General features: G+C 63.5%; 19 protein-coding genes. 15 read left to right on the top strand and 4 right to left on the bottom strand.

Translation table 11 applies throughout. The features are described from left to right. The first annotated feature begins 6 nt into the window (after positions 1 to 6). The 6 genes from atpG (at position 7) to J2T47_RS00940 (ending at position 5,738) form a co-directional block, all read left to right on the top strand. Positions 7 to 867 carry a F0F1 ATP synthase subunit gamma gene (gene atpG, locus J2T47_RS00965; RefSeq protein ID WP_017518839.1) on the top strand — a complete coding sequence of 287 codons (861 nt, stop codon included), beginning with the start codon at positions 7 to 9 and terminating at the stop codon, positions 865 to 867. A gap of 30 nt (positions 868 to 897) precedes the next feature. Continuing rightward, complete coding sequence (gene atpD / locus J2T47_RS00960; protein ID WP_045213787.1) at positions 898 to 2,274, top strand: F0F1 ATP synthase subunit beta; 1,377 nt, start codon at positions 898 to 900, stop codon at positions 2,272 to 2,274. Between the two features lie 40 nt (positions 2,275 to 2,314). Further along, positions 2,315 to 2,740 (top strand): F0F1 ATP synthase subunit epsilon, encoded by a 426-nt coding sequence (locus J2T47_RS00955; RefSeq protein WP_045213789.1) that lies wholly within the window; start codon positions 2,315 to 2,317, stop codon positions 2,738 to 2,740. Between the two features lie 112 nt (positions 2,741 to 2,852). Beyond that, a complete protein-coding gene (gene glmU, locus J2T47_RS00950; RefSeq protein WP_253441634.1) occupies positions 2,853 to 4,220 on the top strand; it encodes a bifunctional UDP-N-acetylglucosamine diphosphorylase/glucosamine-1-phosphate N-acetyltransferase GlmU in 1,368 nt (455 codons plus the stop codon). Positions 4,221 to 4,348: 128 nt separating this feature from the next. Next, positions 4,349 to 4,936: a MarC family protein gene (locus J2T47_RS00945; RefSeq protein ID WP_253441632.1), complete on the top strand. Its 588-nt coding sequence runs from the start codon at positions 4,349 to 4,351 to the stop codon at positions 4,934 to 4,936. Positions 4,937 to 4,955: 19 nt separating this feature from the next. After that, complete coding sequence (locus J2T47_RS00940) at positions 4,956 to 5,738, top strand: N-acetylmuramoyl-L-alanine amidase (RefSeq protein WP_253441630.1); 783 nt, start codon at positions 4,956 to 4,958, stop codon at positions 5,736 to 5,738. Here the strand turns inward: J2T47_RS00940 and J2T47_RS00935 are convergent. Both J2T47_RS00935 and algB read right to left on the bottom strand, forming a co-directional pair. Beyond that, positions 5,735 to 7,528 (bottom strand): KinB sensor domain-containing domain, encoded by a 1,794-nt coding sequence (locus tag J2T47_RS00935; protein WP_253441628.1) that lies wholly within the window; start codon positions 7,526 to 7,528, stop codon positions 5,735 to 5,737. The genes J2T47_RS00940 and J2T47_RS00935 overlap by 4 nt on opposite strands. After that, on the bottom strand, positions 7,525 to 8,871 hold the full coding sequence (algB, locus tag J2T47_RS00930) for a sigma-54-dependent response regulator transcription factor AlgB (RefSeq protein ID WP_253441626.1): 1,347 nt from the start codon (positions 8,869 to 8,871) through the stop codon (positions 7,525 to 7,527). Before algB ends, J2T47_RS00935 begins: the two co-directional genes overlap by 4 nt. A gap of 228 nt (positions 8,872 to 9,099) precedes the next feature. Between algB and J2T47_RS00925 the strand changes: the two genes are divergently transcribed. From J2T47_RS00925 to J2T47_RS00905, 5 genes are all read left to right on the top strand, one after another. Next, entirely contained in the window at positions 9,100 to 9,954 is an 855-nt protein-coding gene (locus J2T47_RS00925; protein ID WP_253441624.1) for a BON domain-containing protein, read from the top strand. 33 nt (positions 9,955 to 9,987) lie between these two features. Further along, a complete protein-coding gene (locus J2T47_RS00920) occupies positions 9,988 to 10,422 on the top strand; it encodes a PA2169 family four-helix-bundle protein (RefSeq protein WP_253441622.1) in 435 nt (144 codons plus the stop codon). 279 nt (positions 10,423 to 10,701) lie between these two features. Then, positions 10,702 to 11,019, top strand: a complete 318-nt coding sequence (locus tag J2T47_RS00915) for a hypothetical protein (protein ID WP_253441620.1) — start codon at positions 10,702 to 10,704, stop codon at positions 11,017 to 11,019. A 175-nt stretch (positions 11,020 to 11,194) separates the two neighbouring features. After that, the gene (locus J2T47_RS00910) at positions 11,195 to 11,356 is read left to right on the top strand and encodes a DUF1328 domain-containing protein (protein ID WP_081519001.1); all 162 of its coding nucleotides are present in this window, start codon (positions 11,195 to 11,197) and stop codon (positions 11,354 to 11,356) included. Positions 11,357 to 11,394: 38 nt separating this feature from the next. Then, entirely contained in the window at positions 11,395 to 11,865 is a 471-nt protein-coding gene (locus J2T47_RS00905) for an inhibitor of vertebrate lysozyme family protein (RefSeq protein ID WP_253441618.1), read from the top strand. 209 nt (positions 11,866 to 12,074) lie between these two features. Here J2T47_RS00905 and J2T47_RS00900 read toward each other — a convergent pair whose 3' ends face one another. Continuing rightward, the gene (locus J2T47_RS00900) at positions 12,075 to 12,734 is read right to left on the bottom strand and encodes a DUF3313 domain-containing protein (RefSeq protein WP_253441616.1); all 660 of its coding nucleotides are present in this window, start codon (positions 12,732 to 12,734) and stop codon (positions 12,075 to 12,077) included. Positions 12,735 to 13,414: 680 nt separating this feature from the next. Here J2T47_RS00900 and gltP point away from each other — a divergent pair. Further along, entirely contained in the window at positions 13,415 to 14,764 is a 1,350-nt protein-coding gene (gene gltP, locus J2T47_RS00895) for a glutamate/aspartate:proton symporter GltP (protein ID WP_253441614.1), read from the top strand. Between the two features lie 108 nt (positions 14,765 to 14,872). Continuing rightward, on the top strand, positions 14,873 to 16,102 hold the full coding sequence (locus J2T47_RS00890; protein ID WP_253441612.1) for a nucleoside recognition domain-containing protein: 1,230 nt from the start codon (positions 14,873 to 14,875) through the stop codon (positions 16,100 to 16,102). On the opposite strand, the gene J2T47_RS00885 is transcribed toward J2T47_RS00890, so the two are convergent. Continuing rightward, complete coding sequence (locus J2T47_RS00885) at positions 16,084 to 16,740, bottom strand: S1C family serine protease (protein WP_253441610.1); 657 nt, start codon at positions 16,738 to 16,740, stop codon at positions 16,084 to 16,086. The genes J2T47_RS00890 and J2T47_RS00885 overlap by 19 nt on opposite strands. A gap of 397 nt (positions 16,741 to 17,137) precedes the next feature. Here J2T47_RS00885 and J2T47_RS00880 point away from each other — a divergent pair, with 397 nt between their 5' ends. Next, entirely contained in the window at positions 17,138 to 18,427 is a 1,290-nt protein-coding gene (locus tag J2T47_RS00880) for an MFS transporter (RefSeq protein ID WP_253441608.1), read from the top strand. Between the two features lie 124 nt (positions 18,428 to 18,551). After that, the gene (locus J2T47_RS00875) at positions 18,552 to 19,103 is read left to right on the top strand and encodes a GNAT family N-acetyltransferase (protein WP_253441606.1); all 552 of its coding nucleotides are present in this window, start codon (positions 18,552 to 18,554) and stop codon (positions 19,101 to 19,103) included. Positions 19,104 to 19,119 lie beyond the last annotated feature (16 nt).

The following is a 19,119-nucleotide window of genomic DNA, read 5'->3' as shown; positions in this document are numbered from 1 at the left end:
TGTGAAATGGCAGGCGCAAAAGAGATTCGCAGCAAGATTGCGAGCATCAAAAGCACGCAAAAAATCACCAATGCCATGGAAAAGGTGGCGGTGAGCAAGATGCGCAAGGCACAAATGCGCATGGCGGCCGGCCGTCCCTACGCGGAGCGCATTCGCCAGGTGATCGGCCATCTGGCCAACGCCAACCCGGAATACCGTCACCCGTTCATGGTCGAGCGTGAAGTAAAACGCGTCGGCTATATCGTGGTGAGCTCCGACCGTGGCCTGGCTGGCGGCCTGAACATCAACCTGTTCAAGGCTCTGGTCAAGGACATGAGCGGGCAGCGCGATCGCGGCGCGGAGATCGACCTCTGCGTGATCGGCTCCAAGGGTGCATCCTTCTTCAAGAGCTATGGCGGCAACGTAGTTGCAGCTATCAGCCACCTGGGCGAAGAGCCGTCGATCAATGATCTGATCGGCAGCGTCAAGGTCATGCTGGATGCCTACCTGGAAGGTCGCATCGATCGCCTGTACGTGGTTTCCAACAAGTTCGTCAACACCATGACCCAGAAGCCGACCGTGGAACAGCTGATTCCGCTGGTGGCCGAGGACAATGCCGAGCTGAAGCACCACTGGGACTACCTCTACGAACCCGACGCCAAGGCCCTCCTCGACGGCTTGCTGGTGCGCTACGTGGAATCCCAGGTGTACCAGGCCGTGGTTGAGAACAACGCCTGTGAGCAGGCGGCCCGGATGATTGCAATGAAGAACGCTACCGACAACGCCGGTGATCTGATCAGTGGTCTGCAACTGATCTACAACAAGGCACGTCAGGCGGCGATCACCCAGGAAATCTCGGAAATCGTCGGCGGCGCTGCCGCGGTGTAAGAACAGGTTCAAAATTCAGAGGAACCAGACATGAGTAGCGGACGTATCGTTCAAATCATCGGCGCCGTGATCGACGTGGAATTCCCGCGCGATGCCGTGCCGAGCATCTACGAGGCCCTGAAAGTTCAGGGCGTCGAAACCACTCTGGAAGTCCAGCAGCAGCTGGGCGACGGCGTGGTTCGTTCCATTGCGATGGGTTCCACCGAAGGCCTCAAGCGTGGCCTGAACGTGGAAAGCACCGGCGCAGCCATCTCCGTCCCGGTCGGTACCAAGACCCTGGGCCGTATCATGGACGTGCTGGGCAACCCGATCGACGAAGCCGGTCCGATTGGCGAAGAAGAGCGCTGGGGTATTCACCGCGACGCTCCGTCCTACGCTGACCAGGCTGGCGGCAACGACCTGCTCGAAACCGGCATCAAGGTTATCGACCTGGTCTGCCCGTTCGCCAAGGGCGGTAAAGTCGGTCTGTTCGGTGGTGCCGGTGTCGGCAAGACCGTAAACATGATGGAACTGATCCGTAACATCGCCATGGAGCACAGCGGTTACTCTGTGTTCGCGGGTGTGGGTGAGCGTACTCGTGAGGGTAACGACTTCTACCACGAGATGAAGGATTCCGGCGTACTGGACAAGGTAGCCCTGGTTTACGGCCAGATGAACGAGCCGCCGGGCAACCGTCTGCGCGTTGCACTGACCGGCCTGACCATGGCCGAGAAGTTCCGTGACGAAGGCCGTGACGTACTGCTGTTCATCGACAACATCTACCGTTACACCCTCGCCGGTACCGAAGTATCCGCACTGCTGGGCCGTATGCCTTCCGCAGTAGGTTACCAGCCGACCCTGGCCGAAGAGATGGGCGTTCTGCAAGAGCGCATCACCTCCACCAAGAAAGGCTCGATCACCTCGATCCAGGCCGTCTACGTTCCCGCGGACGACCTGACCGACCCGAGCCCGGCGACCACCTTCGCCCACCTGGACGCCACCGTCGTACTGTCCCGTGACATCGCCTCGCTGGGTATCTACCCGGCCGTCGATCCGCTGGACTCGACTTCCCGTCAGCTGGACCCGCTGGTCATCGGCCAGGATCACTACGACACCGCTCGTGGCGTGCAGTACGTTCTGCAGCGCTACAAGGAGCTGAAGGACATCATCGCGATTCTCGGCATGGACGAACTGTCCGAGTCCGACAAGCTGCTGGTGGCCCGTGCTCGTAAGATCCAGCGCTTCCTGTCCCAGCCGTTCTTCGTGGCTGAAGTATTCACCGGCTCGCCGGGCAAATACGTCTCCCTGAAGGACACCATCGCTGGCTTCAAAGGCATCCTCAACGGCGACTACGACCACCTGCCCGAGCAGGCGTTCTACATGGTCGGCGGCATCGAAGAAGCCATCGAGAAAGCGAAGAAGCTGTAATCCGTGCGCCCGGCAACGGGCGCTTACGTGAGGCAAGGGTATGGCTATTACTGTCCACTGCGACATCGTCAGCGCCGAAGCGGAGATCTTCTCCGGTCTGGTCGAGCTGGTCGTAGCGCACGGCTCCCTGGGCGATCTGGGTATCGCTCCGGGCCACGCGCCGCTGATCACCGAGCTCAAGCCGGGTCCGATCCGCCTGGTGAAGCAGGGTGGCGAGCAGGAGGTGTACTACATCTCCGGTGGCTTCCTCGAAGTACAGCCGAGCATGGTCAAGGTTCTCGCCGACACCGTGATTCGCGCAGGTGACCTCGACGAAGCGGCTGCCCAGACCGCACTGAAGGAAGCTGAGAAGGCTCTGCAAGGTAAAGGTGCAGAGTTCGACTACAGCTCCGCCGCAGCCCGCCTGGCCGAAGCCGCAGCGCAACTGCGCACGGTCCAGCAGGTTCGCAAGAAGTACGGCGGCTAAGCCGCGAAGTCCCCAGGGACTTCAGCGTCAAATAGGAAAAGGGTAGCCTTGGCTACCCTTTTTCTTTTTCTACACCCGGGGTTTCCCCGCTCACCAGGACGGTCCCTCACCCATGTCTCTCGAAATCGTCATCCTCGCCGCTGGCCAGGGCACCCGCATGCGCTCGGCCCTGCCGAAAGTCCTGCATCCGGTTGCCGGCAAACCGATGCTCGCCCATGTGATCGACACCGCCCGCGGTCTCGGCCCATCGCGCATCCACGTGGTGATCGGCCACGGTGCCGACCTGGTGCGTGAGCGCCTGCAGGCGGATGACCTGAATTTCGTGATCCAGGAACAGCAACTGGGCACCGGCCATGCGGTGGCGCAGGCTGCTCCGTTCCTCAGCGCCGAGAACGTGCTGATCCTCTACGGCGACGTGCCGCTGATCGAGCAGCCGACCCTGGAGCGCCTGATGGCCCAGGCCACGCCGCAGCAGCTGGCGCTGCTCACCGTCGAGCTGGACGACCCGACCGGCTATGGTCGCATCATCCGTGACGCCGCCGGTGAGGTGCAGGCCATCGTCGAGCAGAAGGATGCTTCTGCCGAGCAGCGCGCCATTCGCGAAGGCAACACCGGCATCCTTGCCGCACCGCGCGAGCGCCTGCTGGGCTGGCTGGCGCGCCTGTCGAATTCCAACGCCCAGGGCGAGTACTACCTCACCGATGTCATCGCCATGGCGGTCAGCGACGGCCTGCGCGTCGCCACCGCGCAACCCCAGGTGGCGATGGAAACCCAGGGCGCCAACGACCGCCAGCAGCTTTCCGAACTGGAGCGCTTCTTCCAGCAGCGCGTGGCCCGTCGTCTGATGGCCCAGGGTGTAACCCTGATCGACCCGGCGCGCTTCGATGTGCGCGGTGAAGTCAGCGTCGGTCGCGACGTGACCATCGACATCAACGTGATCCTCGAAGGCCAGGTGGAGATCGAGGACGACGTGCAGATCGGCCCGAACTGCTACATCAAGGACAGCACCCTGCGCCGCGGTGCCATCATCAAGGCCAACTCGCACCTGGAAGGCGCCCACGTAGGCCCGGACAGCGACGTCGGGCCGTTCGCCCGCCTGCGTCCGGGCAGCGTGCTGGAGCGCAAGGTGCATGTGGGTAACTTCGTCGAGCTGAAAAATGCTCACCTGCAGGACGGCGTGAAGGTCGGCCACCTGACCTACCTGGGCGACAGCGAAGTCGGTGCGCGCAGCAACATCGGCGCCGGCACCATCACCTGCAACTACGATGGCGCCAACAAGTGGCGCACCAGTATCGGCGAGGACGTCTTCATCGGCTCCAACAACTCTCTGGTCGCGCCTGTGGATATCGGTTCCGGTGCCACGACTGGCGCGGGTTCCACCATCACCGCAGAGGTTCCCGCGGGCACTCTTGGCGTCGGTCGCGCCAAGCAGCGGGTGATCGAAGGCTGGAAACGCCCGGAAAAGATCAAGAAATCCTGACAGGTAACGGATCGCCCTGTGGGTAAGTGTTTATCCACAGGGCGATCTGCTTTCTGCTTATTCACCGGCCATGTACACAGGTCGTTGCGCGCGGCGCAGCGGCGGGCCACCGCTGGAGTTTCACGGTCATGCTTGGCGTCGCCATCCTGATCTTTCTGATCACCGATCCGTTCGGCAACATCGCGGTGTTCCTCGCCGCCCTCAAGTCCGTCCCCGCCGAGCGCCGTCTGAAAGTGGCGCTGCGCGAACTGCTGTTCGCCCTGGGCCTGCTACTGCTGTTCCTCACCCTGGGCGAGCACATCCTCACGGGGTTGGGGCTTTCCAAGGAGGCCACCGGCATCGCCGGCGGGATCATCCTCTTCGTGGTCGCCATGCGCCTTATCTTCCCCACGCCGCAGGGCGTGCTGGGCGACATGCCGGACAATGAGCCGCTGTTCGTGCCGTTGGCAACGCCCGCCGTGGCGGGGCCTTCCGCCCTGGCGATGCTGATCACCCTGCGCAGCACCTACACTGGTCCCTTGTGGGAGCTGTACCTGGCGGTGATCATGGCGTGGGCGGCGACCGCTTTCATCCTGATGCAGGCGGCTTTCCTCCAGCGCTTCCTCGGTCCGCGCGGGCTGATGGCGGTGGAGCGCCTGGCCGGCATGCTGCTGATCATGCTCAGCGTGAACATGCTCCTGCAGAACGTGCGCAGCTTCCTGCACATCGCTGCCTGATGCTCTCTTGAGAATCGCCATGACTCTGCGTGTCCTGACCTTCGCGCTCCTCACCACACTGCTCGCTGGCTGCGCCGACAAGGGCCTGCAGATCGACCGCGAGCACGTGTCGAAGAACCAGGACAGCCGCATCCAGTACGTCATCGTCCACTACACCTCCGCCAACCTGCAGCGCTCGCTGGCGCTGCTGACCCACGGCGAGGTGAGCGCGCACTACCTGATCGGCGACAACCCGGCGACCATCTACCAGCTGGTGGACGAGAACCGCCGCGCCTGGCACGCCGGCGCCAGCGAATGGCAGGGGCGTACCTGGCTGAACTCCACCTCCATCGGCATCGAACTGGTGAACCCCGGGTATCGCGATACGCCGAGCGGGAAGATCTGGTACCCCTATCCGGACGCGCAGATCGATGCGCTGATCGCCCTGCTCAAGGACATCACCAAGCGCCAGGGCATCACCCCGGAACATATCCTCGGCCACAGCGACATCGCCCCGCAGCGCAAGGTCGATCCGGGCCCGCTGTTTCCCTGGAAGAAGCTCGCCGATGCCGGCCTGATTCCCTGGCCGCAGCCGGGCGAACTGGCGCGCCGCCTTGATGAGCTGAACGGCCAGCTGCCGGCTCCGGGCTGGTTCCAGCAACAGCTGGCGCGCCACGGCTACGCGGTGCCGCTCAATGGGGTGATGGACGAGGAAACCCGCAACGTGATCGCGGCGTTCCAGATGCGTTTCCGCCCGGCGCGCTTTGACGGCGAGCCGGACCTGGAAACCGCCGCGCTGTTGCTGGCGGTACCGACCTCTTAAACCGGCAGTAGCAGGTAGAAGCGCGAGCCCTTGCCCTGTTGCGAACGCAGGGCGATGCGTCCACCGTGCAGTTGCACGATTTCCCGGCATAGCGCCAGGCCGAGTCCTACGCCGCCTTTCTTGCGGCCTACCTGCACGAAGGGTTCGAAGATGCGTCCCTGCTGGCTGAGCGGGATGCCGTCGCCGCTGTCTTCGACGGCAATCGCCACGCGCTCTTCCTGGCAGCGCGCCTGCAGGCGGATGGTGCCGCCGGCGGGGGTGTGGCGCAGGGCGTTGCCGATCAGGTTGTCCAGCACTCGCTCGATCTGTGTGCGGTCGATATTGATTGGCGGCAGACCCTCGGCGAGCTCCAGATCCAGTTCGATGCGCTTGTCCGCCGAAGGGCCGGCAAAGCGCTGATGCGCCTGGCGAATCAGGTCGCCCACATCGCACAACTGCAGGTCGAGCTTCTGGGTGCCGCTCTGGTAGCGGGAGAAGTTCAGCAGGTCGTTGATCAGGCGGACCAGTCGGTGCATCTCCTCGTCCACCGTGCGTACCAGATCGCGCTCGCGGGACTCCTCGGGAAACTTCAGGCGCTCGGCGAGCAGGCCGAAGGCCATGTGCATGCCGGTCATCGGGGTGCGCAGTTCGTGGGATGCACGCAGTACGAAGTCGTTGCGCACGCGCTCGAAGGCTCGCTGCTCGGTGACGTCGCGCACCACCATCACCGCGCCGATGTTGCGCCCGTCGTCGTGGCTGACCGGCGACATGCCCCAGGTCAGCAGCCGGCTTTCGCCGCTCACTTCCACCACCAGGTCCTGCGGGGTCTCCTCCAGCAGGTTGCCGCTCAGGACCTGTTGGACTGCCTGGGTCAGCGCCGGATTGTTCAGCATCGTGCCCAGTTCCTGGCCCTGGGGATCGCTGTGGGAGAACAACTGGCGCGTGGCAACCGGGTTGGCGTGTTCGATACGGCCATGGCGGTCGAGGATCACCAGACCATCGTCGATGCTGTCGAGCACCGCCAGCAGGCGCTTGCGGCCCGAACCCAGCGCTTCGGTGTTGCTCGCCCGGTAGAGCCGAAGGGCTTCGGCCATCAGGCCGAAGCGCCGGCTGAGGGATGACATTTCGGCGACCCCGGAGACCGGCAGGGTGACGTCGAAGTCGCCCTGGCCGATCTTGTCCGCTGCCTTGGACAGCGTTTCGATGGGAGCGCCGAAGCGGCGGGCGATGCTGTGGGCGGTGATGAAGCCGACCACCAGGATGGCGATGCCGATGAGTCCGAGCAGGCCGCTGATCAGCAGGGTTCGGTCTCGGGCCGAACGCTCGTCGGCGCTGATGTTCTGCATCGCCTCCTGGTGCAGCGCCAGCAGGCGGTTGCGCAGGCCATCAAGGGTGCGGCTGAGGTCGCTGTCCTCCAGCAACTCCGGGCGTCCCGGGCCGGGGGTGTCGGTAGCTTCGACGAACAGGCGGTGAGCGTCGGCGATTTCCGTCATGGCCTGACGCTCATTACTGGTACGCGCCAGCGCGCGCCCTTGCTCGAGCGCCTGGGCGAAGTGGGCGCGGGCACGCTCGAGGTTTGCCGGACTGGGCCGTGCGCTGAGTACCTGCACCAGTTCGTCGCCCAGTGATTGGCGCAGGCGCTGACTGACCTCGATGACGTCGAAGTTGCGCTGGATCAGTTGGGCCTGCTCGCGGCCGGTCAGCACCACGCTGAACAGTCCGAGCAGCAACCCCAGCAGCGCTACCGTGATCAGCGCCGAGATACTCAGGAAGAGTCTCGTGCGCAGCGTCATCGGGATCGGCAGGTTCACAGGCTGTACTGCTTGCGTTTGCGATAGAGCGTGGAAGCGTCTATCCCCAGGGTCTTGGCGGCCTGGTCGAGGGTTGCGCTGGAGGCCATGACGGCAGCGATGTGGGCCTTCTCCAGTTCTTCCAGACTCATGGCCTCGCCAATGCGCGGCGCGGAGTTGATGGTTTGTTCGCCGATGGCAAGCTGTTCGACACCAATAAGCTCAAGATTGCAGATGATGCTTGCGCGTTCGATCACGTTGCGCAGCTCGCGCACGTTCCCCGGCCAGGTGTAGCGGCGCAGCAGCGCGCGGGCCTCGTCGGTGAAGCCGCGAGCAGGGCGGCCGTAGTCCTTCACGAAGCGGGCAAGGAAGCGCTCGGCCAGGCCGATGATGTCCTCGGCGCGTTCGCGCAGTGGCGGCAGATTCAGCACGATGACGTTCAGACGGTAGAGCAGGTCTTCGCGGAACGTGCCTTGGGCGACCATGCCGGCAAGATCACGGTTGGTGGCGGCGAGGATGCGTACATCGGCGTTGCGGGTTACCGGATCACCGATTCGCTCGTACTCCTTGTCCTGGATGAAGCGCAGCAGTTTCGGCTGCAGGATGAGGGGAAAATCGCCGATCTCGTCGAGGAACAGCGTGCCGCCATCCGCCTGACTGATGCGTCCGAGGGTATTTTCGGTAGCGCCGGTGAAGGCGCCACGGCTGTGGCCGAACAGTTCACTCTCCATCAGTTCGGCGGAGAGTGAAGGGCAGTTGATGGTGACGCAGGATTTCTTCGCCCGTTTGCTCCAGCCGTGGATGGCTCGCGCCAGCTCGCCCTTGCCGGAGCCGGATTCGCCGAGAATGAGGATGTTGGCGTCGGTCGCGGCGACCTGACGGGCCGTCTCCAGCACGGCGGCCATGGCCGGACTGTGGGATTCGAGGACATCGCCCTGCTTGCGCATCTCGCCTTCCAGCGCCTCGATGCGCGCGGTGAGCTGGCGCACTTCCAGTTGCTTGGCGGCGGCCAGGCGCAGCTGATCGGGGCTGCAGGGCTTCACCAGGTAGTCGGCGGCGCCGGCCTGCATGGCATCCACGGCGGTGTCCACGGCCGAATGCGCGGTGACTATCACCACGCGCATCCAGGGCGCCTGCATACGCATCTGCGCCAGCACATCCAGGCCGTTGTCATCGCCCAGGCGCAGGTCGAGGAAGCACAGGTCGAACACCTGGCGCTGCAACAGGTTCTCGGCCTGCTGCGCACTGTTGGCGGTGGCCACGCTGTAGCCCTCGTCCTCCAGGCAGTAGCGGAACGAGCGCAGGATGGCGGACTCGTCATCGACCAGCAGGATCCGGCCTTGCTGTTCTGGCGTTGCGTCCATTCAGCGATTTCCTCGTTAGGTGATGCGTTGTTGTAAGGGGTGTGATTTTTCTTAGTCCAGGGTTTTTCGTGCAAGTTGCAAGAATCTTTCTGGTCCTTCGGGCAGGGTGCACAGTCAGGGTTCTGCGCATGCCATTCAACACATTGAATTACAAGAATTTTATCCACAAATCGCACTGGCACGGCGCTTGCGAATCCAATGCTGCACCATCGTTTGACGGAGACCGCCATGCCTAACCCGAAGATCCTTGCCCTCGTCCTGGGTTCCGCTCTGCTCGCCCTGCAGCCTCTGGCCAGCCATGCCGCCGAGACCGGGCTGAGCGGGCAGCTGGCCGAAGCGCGCCAGGAAGGTTCGATCTGGACAGCCATCAACCTCAACCGCGAACTCAAGCCCTACGCGATCAAGGTGGATGTGGAGAATGGCCGCGCGCAGCTGACCGGTGCCGTGGCCAGTGAAGAACAGAAGGCGCTGGCCGGGCAGATTGCCGGCAGTGTCGAAGGCATCACCGCTGTGGATAACCAGCTGGGTGTGGATGCCTCCCTGGCTGACGCGCAGAAACCCGGCACCGCCAAGGACGAAGGTGTGGTGCAGAAATGGGACGACGCCACGCTGGCGGCGAAGGTGAAATCCAAGCTGCTGCTGGAGAAGCACGGTGAAGGCCTGGATATCAAGGTCACCAGCAAGTCCGGTGCGGTCACCCTTGACGGCACGGTGGTCAGCGAGGAGGCGAGCCAGCAGGCTGCCCACCTGGCGGCGCAGACCGAAGGCGTCAGCGCTGTGGATAACCGCCTGAAAGTCGACCCGGACGCCGCCTCCACACAGTCTTTGGAGAAGTCCGTCGGCGATGCCCAGGCCGCTGTCAGCGATGCCTGGATCACCAGCCAGATCAAGGCCGGCATCCTCTCGGCGCATGCGCTGCAGGGGCTGTCCATTGGCGTTTCCACCCGCGACGGGGTGGTCACGCTCAGTGGCCAGGTACCCAGCGCCGACGAGCGCCAGCAACTCATCGATTCCGCCCGCAAGACCCGTGGTGTGCGTGAGGTGGACGCCACTGCGCTGAAGGTGGCCGGCCAGGCCGCCTGACCCTTCCACCCTTCCTTTGCAGGAGTACCTGTCATGACTCGCACGACCAGTCAGCTCAATGAACTCATCGAGATCACCCGTGACGGCCAGCGCTTCTACCAGCATGCCATCCAGGAAGTGAAGGATGCCCGGTTGCAGAGGCTGTTCCAGTCCATGGCGCAAGCCAAGACCGACGTGATCAACGCCCTGGCCGGCCAGGTGGCCGCCAACCACGAGGACCCCGCCACCGGCGGCACGCTGCTGGGCAAGCTGCGCCAGGTCTACGCCGACACCCGCGCCACCCTGGCCAGTGACGAGGGCGCTACCTATGTCGCCCAGCTGGAGGAAACCGAGGACCGCATCCTCCATGCCTTCGAAGACGCCCTGGAGAAAGGCACGCCGGAAACCCAGGCGCTGCTGCGTGCCGAACTGCCCAAGGTACGGGCCTGCCACGACCAGATGAGCGAGTTGAAGCACTCGCTGAAGTGATGCAGTTCACTCGAGCGCAGGGAAGCGCTCCGGCGTCGGGATTGCAAATCGCACGACCTATCCCGGCCTATCGTGCAGGATGCGGCAGAAAGGTACTTTCGTACAATATTCAACTAATTGATTTATAAGGGAAAAATTAGATTTTTAAGACTGGCATGCGGCGTGCAATTCCTACTGCAAGACAGTCAACACCACCACCCGCGACGACAAGAACCCGAAGGCTCTGGGAAACAGCCTCAAGGTTCCACAGACAGATCGGCGACGGGCAGGAGAAACGGGATGAACAGCGGAACCAACAGCCAAGTGCAAGTCGCGCGTATCGATGTGTGGAGCCGGATCTTCTTCGCTGGTGCCCTGCTGCTGCTGCTGATCAACCAGGTGCAGCTGCAGATGCAGGTTTCCCACGCCCAGGTCGCCAGCGCGCCGGTCGCCTATGTCCCGAGCACTTCCAGTACGCCCGACCTGTATCGCGAAGCTTCGCGTTATCCACAGGCCGCTCCCGCGCGCGACCAGGCCCAGGTGCTGCAAGCCCCGCAGGCGCAGACCCAGGCTCAGGTCCAGCCGATGGCTCGGCCGCAGGGTGGCTGGGTGTTCTGACCCCTGGTCATGAATCGACGGTTTTCTGAATTGCCGGCAGGTCGCTGGCTTGCCGACAGGTCCGCAGTGCCCGGAAGCGCCCGGGCGGACACCCCTTCCGGAGACTGCCTTGCGATCACTCCGGAGCAGGTACCCGAAGCGGTGCCATACCGACAACGAGAAGAGGAGAGACCCCATGCTTAGCTGGGCACTGACATTCCTGATCATCGCCATCATCGCCGCGGTTCTGGGCTTCGGTGGTATCGCCGGCGCCGCGACCAGCATCGCCAAGATCCTGTTCGTGATCTTCCTGGTGCTGTTCATCGTGTCCTTCGTCATGGGCCGTCGCCGCGGCTGATGCCGCGGACCGGTGGAAGTCGAACAAGGAGCGTAGGGATGAGTTTTACCCGCAATCTGCTGCTGTCGGCACTCCTGCTCGGCGCCGGGGCCCAGGCCCTGGCCGCCGAGGCCGACAAGGACGCGCAGTACCGCCTGAACGAACTGGTAGCCAGTGATCCGCAGTACCGCGATACCTGGCAATCGGTGGTCAAGGACGAGAGTCGCCTGCCGGACTGGGTGATGAACCTGAGTGGCACCGCAACACCGATGCAGGCGGTGGACGAACAGGGCGACAAGTACCTGGTCGGCGAGTTGTGCGAAGCGCACAACTGCGCAGCTCACCGACTGTATGTGGCCTTTACCTGGGACAAGGACAAGGCCTACGCGCTTTACGTGAAGGTTCCCGAGAATCTTCCGGCGGACAAATCGCCAAGCAAGCACGCCAGTTTCCGCTGGCTGGGTGAGCCGGACGATTCGGTGAAGCGGATTCTCGACGACCAGCTCAAGAGTGATCCGAACTGGTACTGAGCGTACCAGCAGGCAGTTTCTGAGATACGCGTACCCAGAAGGCGTACGCACGGCCAGGGGGCCGGGATGTTCGGGATGCGCCAGGTCCTGAATGACCCAGGGGTACAGGGGGTACCTCCGCATCAGCGGGCCGGGCCAGGCAAAGCCTCCGGAACCGGCGCGGGATTCTCGCGCCGGCTCCGGAGCGCTTCATTTCATGCGGCAGCGGATCACGGCTTGAAGTTGGCCGCGTCGCGCGCCCAGCCATCGAGCACCGGTTTCAGGTCCGTCAGATTCAGGTGAGTGCTGGTGTTCTCCAGCGTCTTGCCGGCGCCCTTGCGCACGACCTTGGCGACCGGTTTGCTGGTCGCGCCATCCAGCGCCTCGAATTCCACATAGACCTCGGTGTCCTGGTCGCGGGTACCGATGGCCGTGGTCGTCGCCGCCACCACCAGGGCGATCGGAATCACTTCATAGGCTTTCAGCCCTTCGGTGGAGATGTTCACCCCGGTGATCGCGGTGCGCAGCACCAGGGTGTCGCGATCAGCCTGCTGGACGATGCGGTAACGGCTGCCCAGTTGCAGTTCGACCTGCTTCTTCAGGTAATCGGGAATCTCGTTGAGGGTCTTCTGGTCGATGTTCTCGTTCGGCTTGGGCGGCGGGTAGTAGACCGGCCGCTCGACCAGTACCGAGCTGTAGTTCTGCAGTTTCAGGTCCGGGTCGACCCAGCGCAGCACCGGCTGGCCACTGGGGGAGGTGGCGGGCTTGAGTTGCGAGTAGTCGCCGAGGAAGCCCGAGTATTGCGAGGCGTCCGGTTTCTGGCTGGAGCAGCCGGCCAGCGCCAGGGCGCCAGCGAAAAGCAGGGTGGGTACTACGTAGCGTCGCGTCATAGAGCGTCCTTATCCAGAGTGTCACCGCGTTGTGCTTTCACCACATTGAACAACCCGTTGCTTTCCCGGCTGTCGCGGCGGCCGCAGGGTATCCGCACGCACGCTCGAAGCCGGTCGAACTTCACTGATGTCAGTCAATTCGGAGTGCTGTGGAAACGCCTTACAATCACTCGCCGGTTCCCGTCGGTCGAATTACCCGACCTCCCGGGAGCCAGCCACCGCAACAATGAAGAGCGGAATCCGGCGACTTATCCACAGGAGCGCCCGCATTCCCGCCAGCCTTGCAGTCGAAGGGCCCTTTCTCCGCCCTCGGCCATCCCCCGACGGTCCCCGGATGGCGACCGTACATCCGGTAACAAGAAGCCGCGACCTGAGCGTCACGACCTTCCTGACCGATCAATCCGGCCATTGATGGCCGATTTGCACCAAGCCTAGACGGCTTTGAAGAGCGCTGCGTGACAGGCGTCGAGGTACCTGTGTCATGCAGAAAATCAAGGGTCTCATGACCTGGAACCAAGGTTTCAGATGCCTTTTCCTATGCCGATTGTGCATGGGGTAGGCGTTTCCGGCATTAGACGGGGAAAGGGTGGATCGGAATCATGCGCCCCTTTTTTCGCTGGCCGTCGGCATCCCGATGGTTCGGCGACCCCGACTTCCACAAGAATCAAGGGTGACTCACTATGGGCAAAGCCAAGCTCAGCCTCGCCTGGCAGATCCTCATCGGCCTGGTACTCGGAATCGCACTGGGCGCCGCGCTCAACCACTTCAGCGCGGAAAAGGCCTGGTGGATCAGCAATATTCTCCAGCCGGCGGGCGACATCTTCATCCGCCTGATCAAGATGATCGTCGTACCGATCGTGATTTCCTCGCTCATCGTCGGCATCGCCGGCATGGGTGATGCGAAGAAGCTCGGACGCATCGGCCTGAAGACCATCATCTACTTCGAAATCATCACCACCGTCGCCATCGTGGTCGGCCTGCTGCTGGCGAACATCTTCCAGCCCGGCGCCGGCATCGACATGAGCACCCTGGGCACTGTGGATATCTCCCAGTACGCGCAGACCGCCAAGGAAGTCGAACACCACCACGCGTTCATCGAGACCATCCTCAACCTGATCCCGTCGAACATCTTCGCGGCCATGGCCCGTGGCGAGATGCTGCCGATCATCTTCTTCTCGGTGATGTTCGGCCTGGGCCTGTCCTCGCTGCCGGCGCCGACCCGCGAGCCGCTGGTGAAGATGTTCCAGGGCGTGGCTGAGGCGATGTTCCGCGTTACCCACATGATCATGCGCTACGCCCCCATCGGCGTGTTCGCGCTGATCGCGGTGACGGTCGCCAACTTCGGCTTCGCCTCGCTGCTGCCGCTGGCCAAGCTGGTGGTCCTGGTGTACTTCGCCATCGCCTTCTTCGCCTTCATGGTGCTGGGCCTGGCCGCACGCCTGTTCGGCTTCTCGATCATCAAGCTGATGCGCATCTTCAAGGACGAACTGGTCCTGGCGTACTCCACCGCCAGTTCCGAGACCGTGCTGCCGCGCATCATCGAGAAGATGGAAGCCTACGGCGCGCCCAAGGCGGTGAGCAGCTTCGTGGTGCCCACCGGCTACTCGTTCAACCTCGATGGCTCGACCCTGTACCAGAGCATCGCAGCGATCTTCATCGCCCAGCTCTACGGCATCGACCTGTCCATCGGCCAGCAGCTGATGCTGGTGCTGACCCTGATGGTTACCTCCAAGGGCATCGCCGGCGTGCCGGGCGTTTCCTTCGTGGTCTTGCTGGCGACCCTGGGCAGCGTGGGCATCCCGCTGGAAGGCCTGGCCTTCATCGCCGGTGTCGACCGCATCATGGACATGGCCCGCACGGCGCTGAACGTGATCGGCAATGCCCTCGCGGTCCTGGTGATCTCCAAGTGGGAAGGCGTGTACGACGCGCAGAAAGGCGCCCGCTACTGGGAAGCCATGCGCAACGGCCGCGTCGAGGCTTTCCTCGAAGGGGAAAGCCCGGACGGCAAGCAGAGCCCCGCCGCTCACTGACCCGCAAGGGTTATCCACAAGGCCCCGGCAGAGTCCGGGGCCTTGTCGTTTCTGGCGTCAGAGGCGCCCGTGCCGCTATCATCGCGGCCATTCCAAGGGGGACATCGCATGCTCAACGGCCTGTGGCTGGGCTTTTTCATCGTCGCGGCGGTCACCGCGCTTTCCCGCTGGCTGCTGGGTGGCGAGGCCACCGTGTTTGCCGCCATGGTGGAAAGCCTGTTTGCCATGGCCAAGCTGTCGGTGGAGGTCATGGTGCTGCTGTTCGGCACCCTGACCCTGTGGCTGGGCTTCCTGCGCATCGCCGAGAAGGCCGGCCTGGTAGAAAAGCTTGCGGTGCTGCTCGGCCCGCTGTTCCGCCGCCTGATGCCGGAAGTTCCCGCCGGCCACCCGGCCATCGGCCTGATCACCCTGAACTTCGCCGCCAATGGCCTGGGCCTGGACAACGCCGCCACGCCCATCGGCCTCAAGGCCATGAAGGCGCTGCAGGAGCTCAACCCCAGCAGCACCACCGCGAGCAACGCGCAGATCCTCTTCCTGGTGATGAACGCCTCGTCGCTGACCCTGCTGCCGGTGACCATCTTCATGTACCGCGCCCAGCAGGGCGCGGTGGACCCGACCCTGGTGTTCCTGCCGATCCTGCTGGCCACCAGCGCCTCCAGCCTGGTCGGCCTGCTCAGTGTCGCCGTGATGCAGCGCCTGCGACTGTGGGACCCGGTGGTGCTGGCCTACCTGATTCCCGGCGCACTGGCGCTGGGCGCCTTTATGGCACTGTTGGCGGGGCTGTCCGCCACCGCGCTGGCGCAGCTGTCCTCGTTGCTGGGCAACCTGACGCTGTTCGGCATCATCATGCTGTTCCTCGTGGTCGGCTGGCTGAGGAAGGTGCCGGTCTACGAAACCTTCGTCGAAGGCGCGAAGGAAGGCTTCGACGTCGCCAGGAGCCTGTTGCCGTATCTGGTGGCGATGCTCTGTGCCGTCGGCGTGCTGCGCGCCTCCGGGGCGCTGGAGATGGCGCTGGATGGCATCCGCTGGGTGGTCGAAGGCGTAGGCTGGGATACCCGCTTTGTCGATGCGCTGCCTACCGCGCTGGTCAAGCCGTTCTCCGGCAGCGCCGCGCGGGCGATGCTGCTGGAGACCATGCAGTCCCACGGCGTGGATAGCTTCCCGGCGCTGGTGGCGGCCACCGTGCAGGGCAGCACCGAGACCACCTTCTACGTGCTCGCCGTGTACTTCGGCGCCGTCGGCATCCAGCGCGCCCGTCACGCCGTGGGCTGCGCGCTGCTGGCGGACCTGGCCGGCGTGCTGGCGTCCATCGGCGTCTGCTACTGGTTCTTCGCCTGAAGCGCGTGAGTGACCTTGCGCGCCGAGCGGGCCTGGAACAGCAGCCACTCACGCTGGATCACGCTGTAGGGCACGAACACGCTCAGGCGTGACATACCGGCCAGCTCCGGGCGGTTCGCCGGGGGCCGGAAGCCCGCCTGGAAGCCGATGTTGATTCCCAGCACGCTGCCGTCACTGCCGATCAGCGGCCCGCCGGACATCCCCTTGGCGATGGCCGCGTCGTGCACACCGTAGCGTTCTCCACTGGCCGAGCCGTCATCGACGAAGGGCACCGGCCAGACCTTGCCCGTGCTGCTCATCGGAATCAGCAACGAGCTGCTGCCCAGTGCCGTGACCGCCTCGCCTGCACGGAACTGGCGCCATTGCGGCAGCGCACCGTCGGCCTTGTGCGCGATGAACAGCAGGTCGCAGCCGGTACTGCAGCGATAAGCCTGGTGGTGCAGGAAGGGGGTATGGGCCGCGGTCACGGCGTAGTCGGCATTCCATTGCACCGCCGAGGCGACGATGAAGCCGGGAATCGGCGGCCCGGAGAGAACGGTGAAATAGCGATCCGTCAGGCGGCCATCGGTTTCCGGCGAGACCCAGCCGTTGCAGCCGGCCAGGGAAAACAGCAAGAACATTCCCCACAGATTTTTCATACGAAAGCTCTTCCTTTTGTGGGAAAAGCTAACCGCTAATAAGAGAAATTTCTTATATAAAAATAAGATTCTTACTTGCGATATTTAATGATTATTTATCTTGAATGAAGAAAGTTTCCTACAGAAGTTTCTGAAGGAAACTATCAATTTAAATATATTTAGATGAGTGAGAAGTTGATCGCGAGATAGAGTAACCCGACGAACGGTTTCGAAGCTTTCACCAAGCTTTCAATTCCAGTAAATATGGGCCTTTCAGCCATTTTTCGATTGTCTAGTCGAGGCTTTTACACATAGGGTTACAAATCAATCGCCCATCCAGGGCCTGCCTGCCGTGGATGGGGATCATCGATTTCCCTTCGGGGAAGTCCCCCGTGTAACAGCCCTGAGTGATGTTCTTATGGCCTCGAACAACTCCAAAGCCAAAGCCGTCTTCCGTGTGGTAAGTGGCAACTTCCTCGAGATGTATGACTTCATGGTCTATGGCTTCTACGCCACAGCCATTGCCAAGACCTTCTTCCCCGGCGATGACCCCTTCGCCTCCCTGATGCTGTCGCTGGCGACCTTCGGCGCCGGCTTCCTGATGCGCCCCCTCGGCGCCATCTTCCTCGGGGCCTATATCGATCGCCACGGCCGTCGCCAGGGCCTGATCATCACCCTCGGCCTGATGGCCATGGGTACCCTGCTGATTGCCTTCGTTCCGGGCTACGCCACGCTCGGAGTGGCGGCGCCGCTGCTGGTGCTGTTCGGTCGGCTGCTGCAGGGCTTCTCCGCTGGCGTGGAACTGGGCGGCGTGTCGGTGTACCTGGCGGAAATCGCCACCCCCGGCAAGCGCGGCTTCTTCGTCAGCTGGCAGTCGGCGAGCCAACAGGTCGCGGTGGTCTTCGCCGGCCTCCTGGGCGTGATCCTCAACCACTGGCTGAGCCCGCAGGACATGGGCGAGTGGGGCTGGCGCGTGCCGTTCTTCGTCGGCTGCCTGATCGTCCCGGCGCTGTTCATCATCCGCCGTTCGCTGGAGGAAACCCCCGAGTTCCAGCAGCGCAAGCATCGTCCCAGCCTGGGTGAGGTGCTGCGCTCCATTGGCCAGAATTTCGGCCTGGTGCTGGCCGGTACCGCCATGGTGGTGATGACCACCGTGTCCTTCTACCTGATCACCGCCTACACCCCGACCTTCGGCAAGAACGAGCTGCACCTGTCGGACTTCGACAGCCTGCTGGTGACCATGTGCGTGGGCCTGTCCAACTTCATCTGGCTGCCGCTGATGAGCGCGGTGTCCGACCGCATCGGGCGCAAACCGCTGTTGCTGGCCGCCACCGTGCTGGCACTGGTCACTGCCTACCCGATGCTCTCCTGGCTGGTGGCCGAGCCGAGCTTCGCCCGCCTGCTGGAAGTGGAGCTGTGGCTGTCCTTCCTCTATGGCAGCTACAACGGCGCCATGGTCGTTGCGCTCACCGAGATCATGCCGGCGGACGTACGCACCACCGGTTTCTCCCTGGCCTACAGCCTGGCGACCGCAACCTTCGGCGGCTTCACCCCGGCGGTCTGCACCTGGCTTATCCACACCCTGGAAAACAAGGCCGCACCGGGAATCTGGCTCAGCGGTGCGGCGGCCCTCGGCCTGCTCGCCACCCTGGTGCTGTTCCGCAAGGGCGCTCGCATACGCCCCGGAGCCCTGGCCGCCAGCGCCTGAGGCCAGCTGCGACGTTCTGCCCCATGACGGTTCCGGGCGGCATTGACCCAGGTCAGGCTTGCCCGGCGCCTGCGGGAGAAGGATAGGGTCATCCCAATCCCTCTTCGCCAGCGGAGAACGCGTCATGATGACCCACACCACCGCCGAGCTTGCAGCCCTCGGGGCTGTTGGCGCCGATCACTGGATAGAAACCCTCGATGACGGCAGCCATGTGCTGATCCGCCCGTTGCGCGCGGAAGACCGCGAGCGCGAACGCCTGTTCCTCGAGCGCCTGTCGCCCATGACCCGCAAGTTCCGCTTCCATGGCGAGGTGAAGATCGACGACAGGCTGCTCGATCGCCTCATGGACGTCGACTACCAGACCACCATGGCCTTCATCGCCCTGACCCACGTGGACGGCGAACTGCGGGAAGTCGGCATCAGTCGCTACGCGGCTGTGGATAACCAGCAGTGCGAATGCGCGGTGACCATCGCCGACGAGTTCAAGCAGCTGGGCCTGGATATCGCGCTGATGCGCCACCTGATCGACGTCGCCAAGCGCAATGGTTTCAACCAGATGTATTCGATCGATTCGTCCATGGACCGCGACATGCGCGACATGGCCCGCGAGCTGGGCTTCCGCGCCCAGATCGACCCGGACGATTCCTGCCAGGTCATCCGCCGCCTCGCTCTCTGAGGCTCCTACGGCGCGG

Origin of the sequence: Pseudomonas nitroreducens (assembly GCF_024170165.1) — a bacterium.
Classification (GTDB): Bacteria; Pseudomonadota; Gammaproteobacteria; order Pseudomonadales; family Pseudomonadaceae; genus Pseudomonas; species Pseudomonas nitroreducens_C.
The sequence above is the reverse complement of the archived record's forward strand: the minus strand, read 5'-3'. Positions and strand labels throughout refer to the sequence as shown.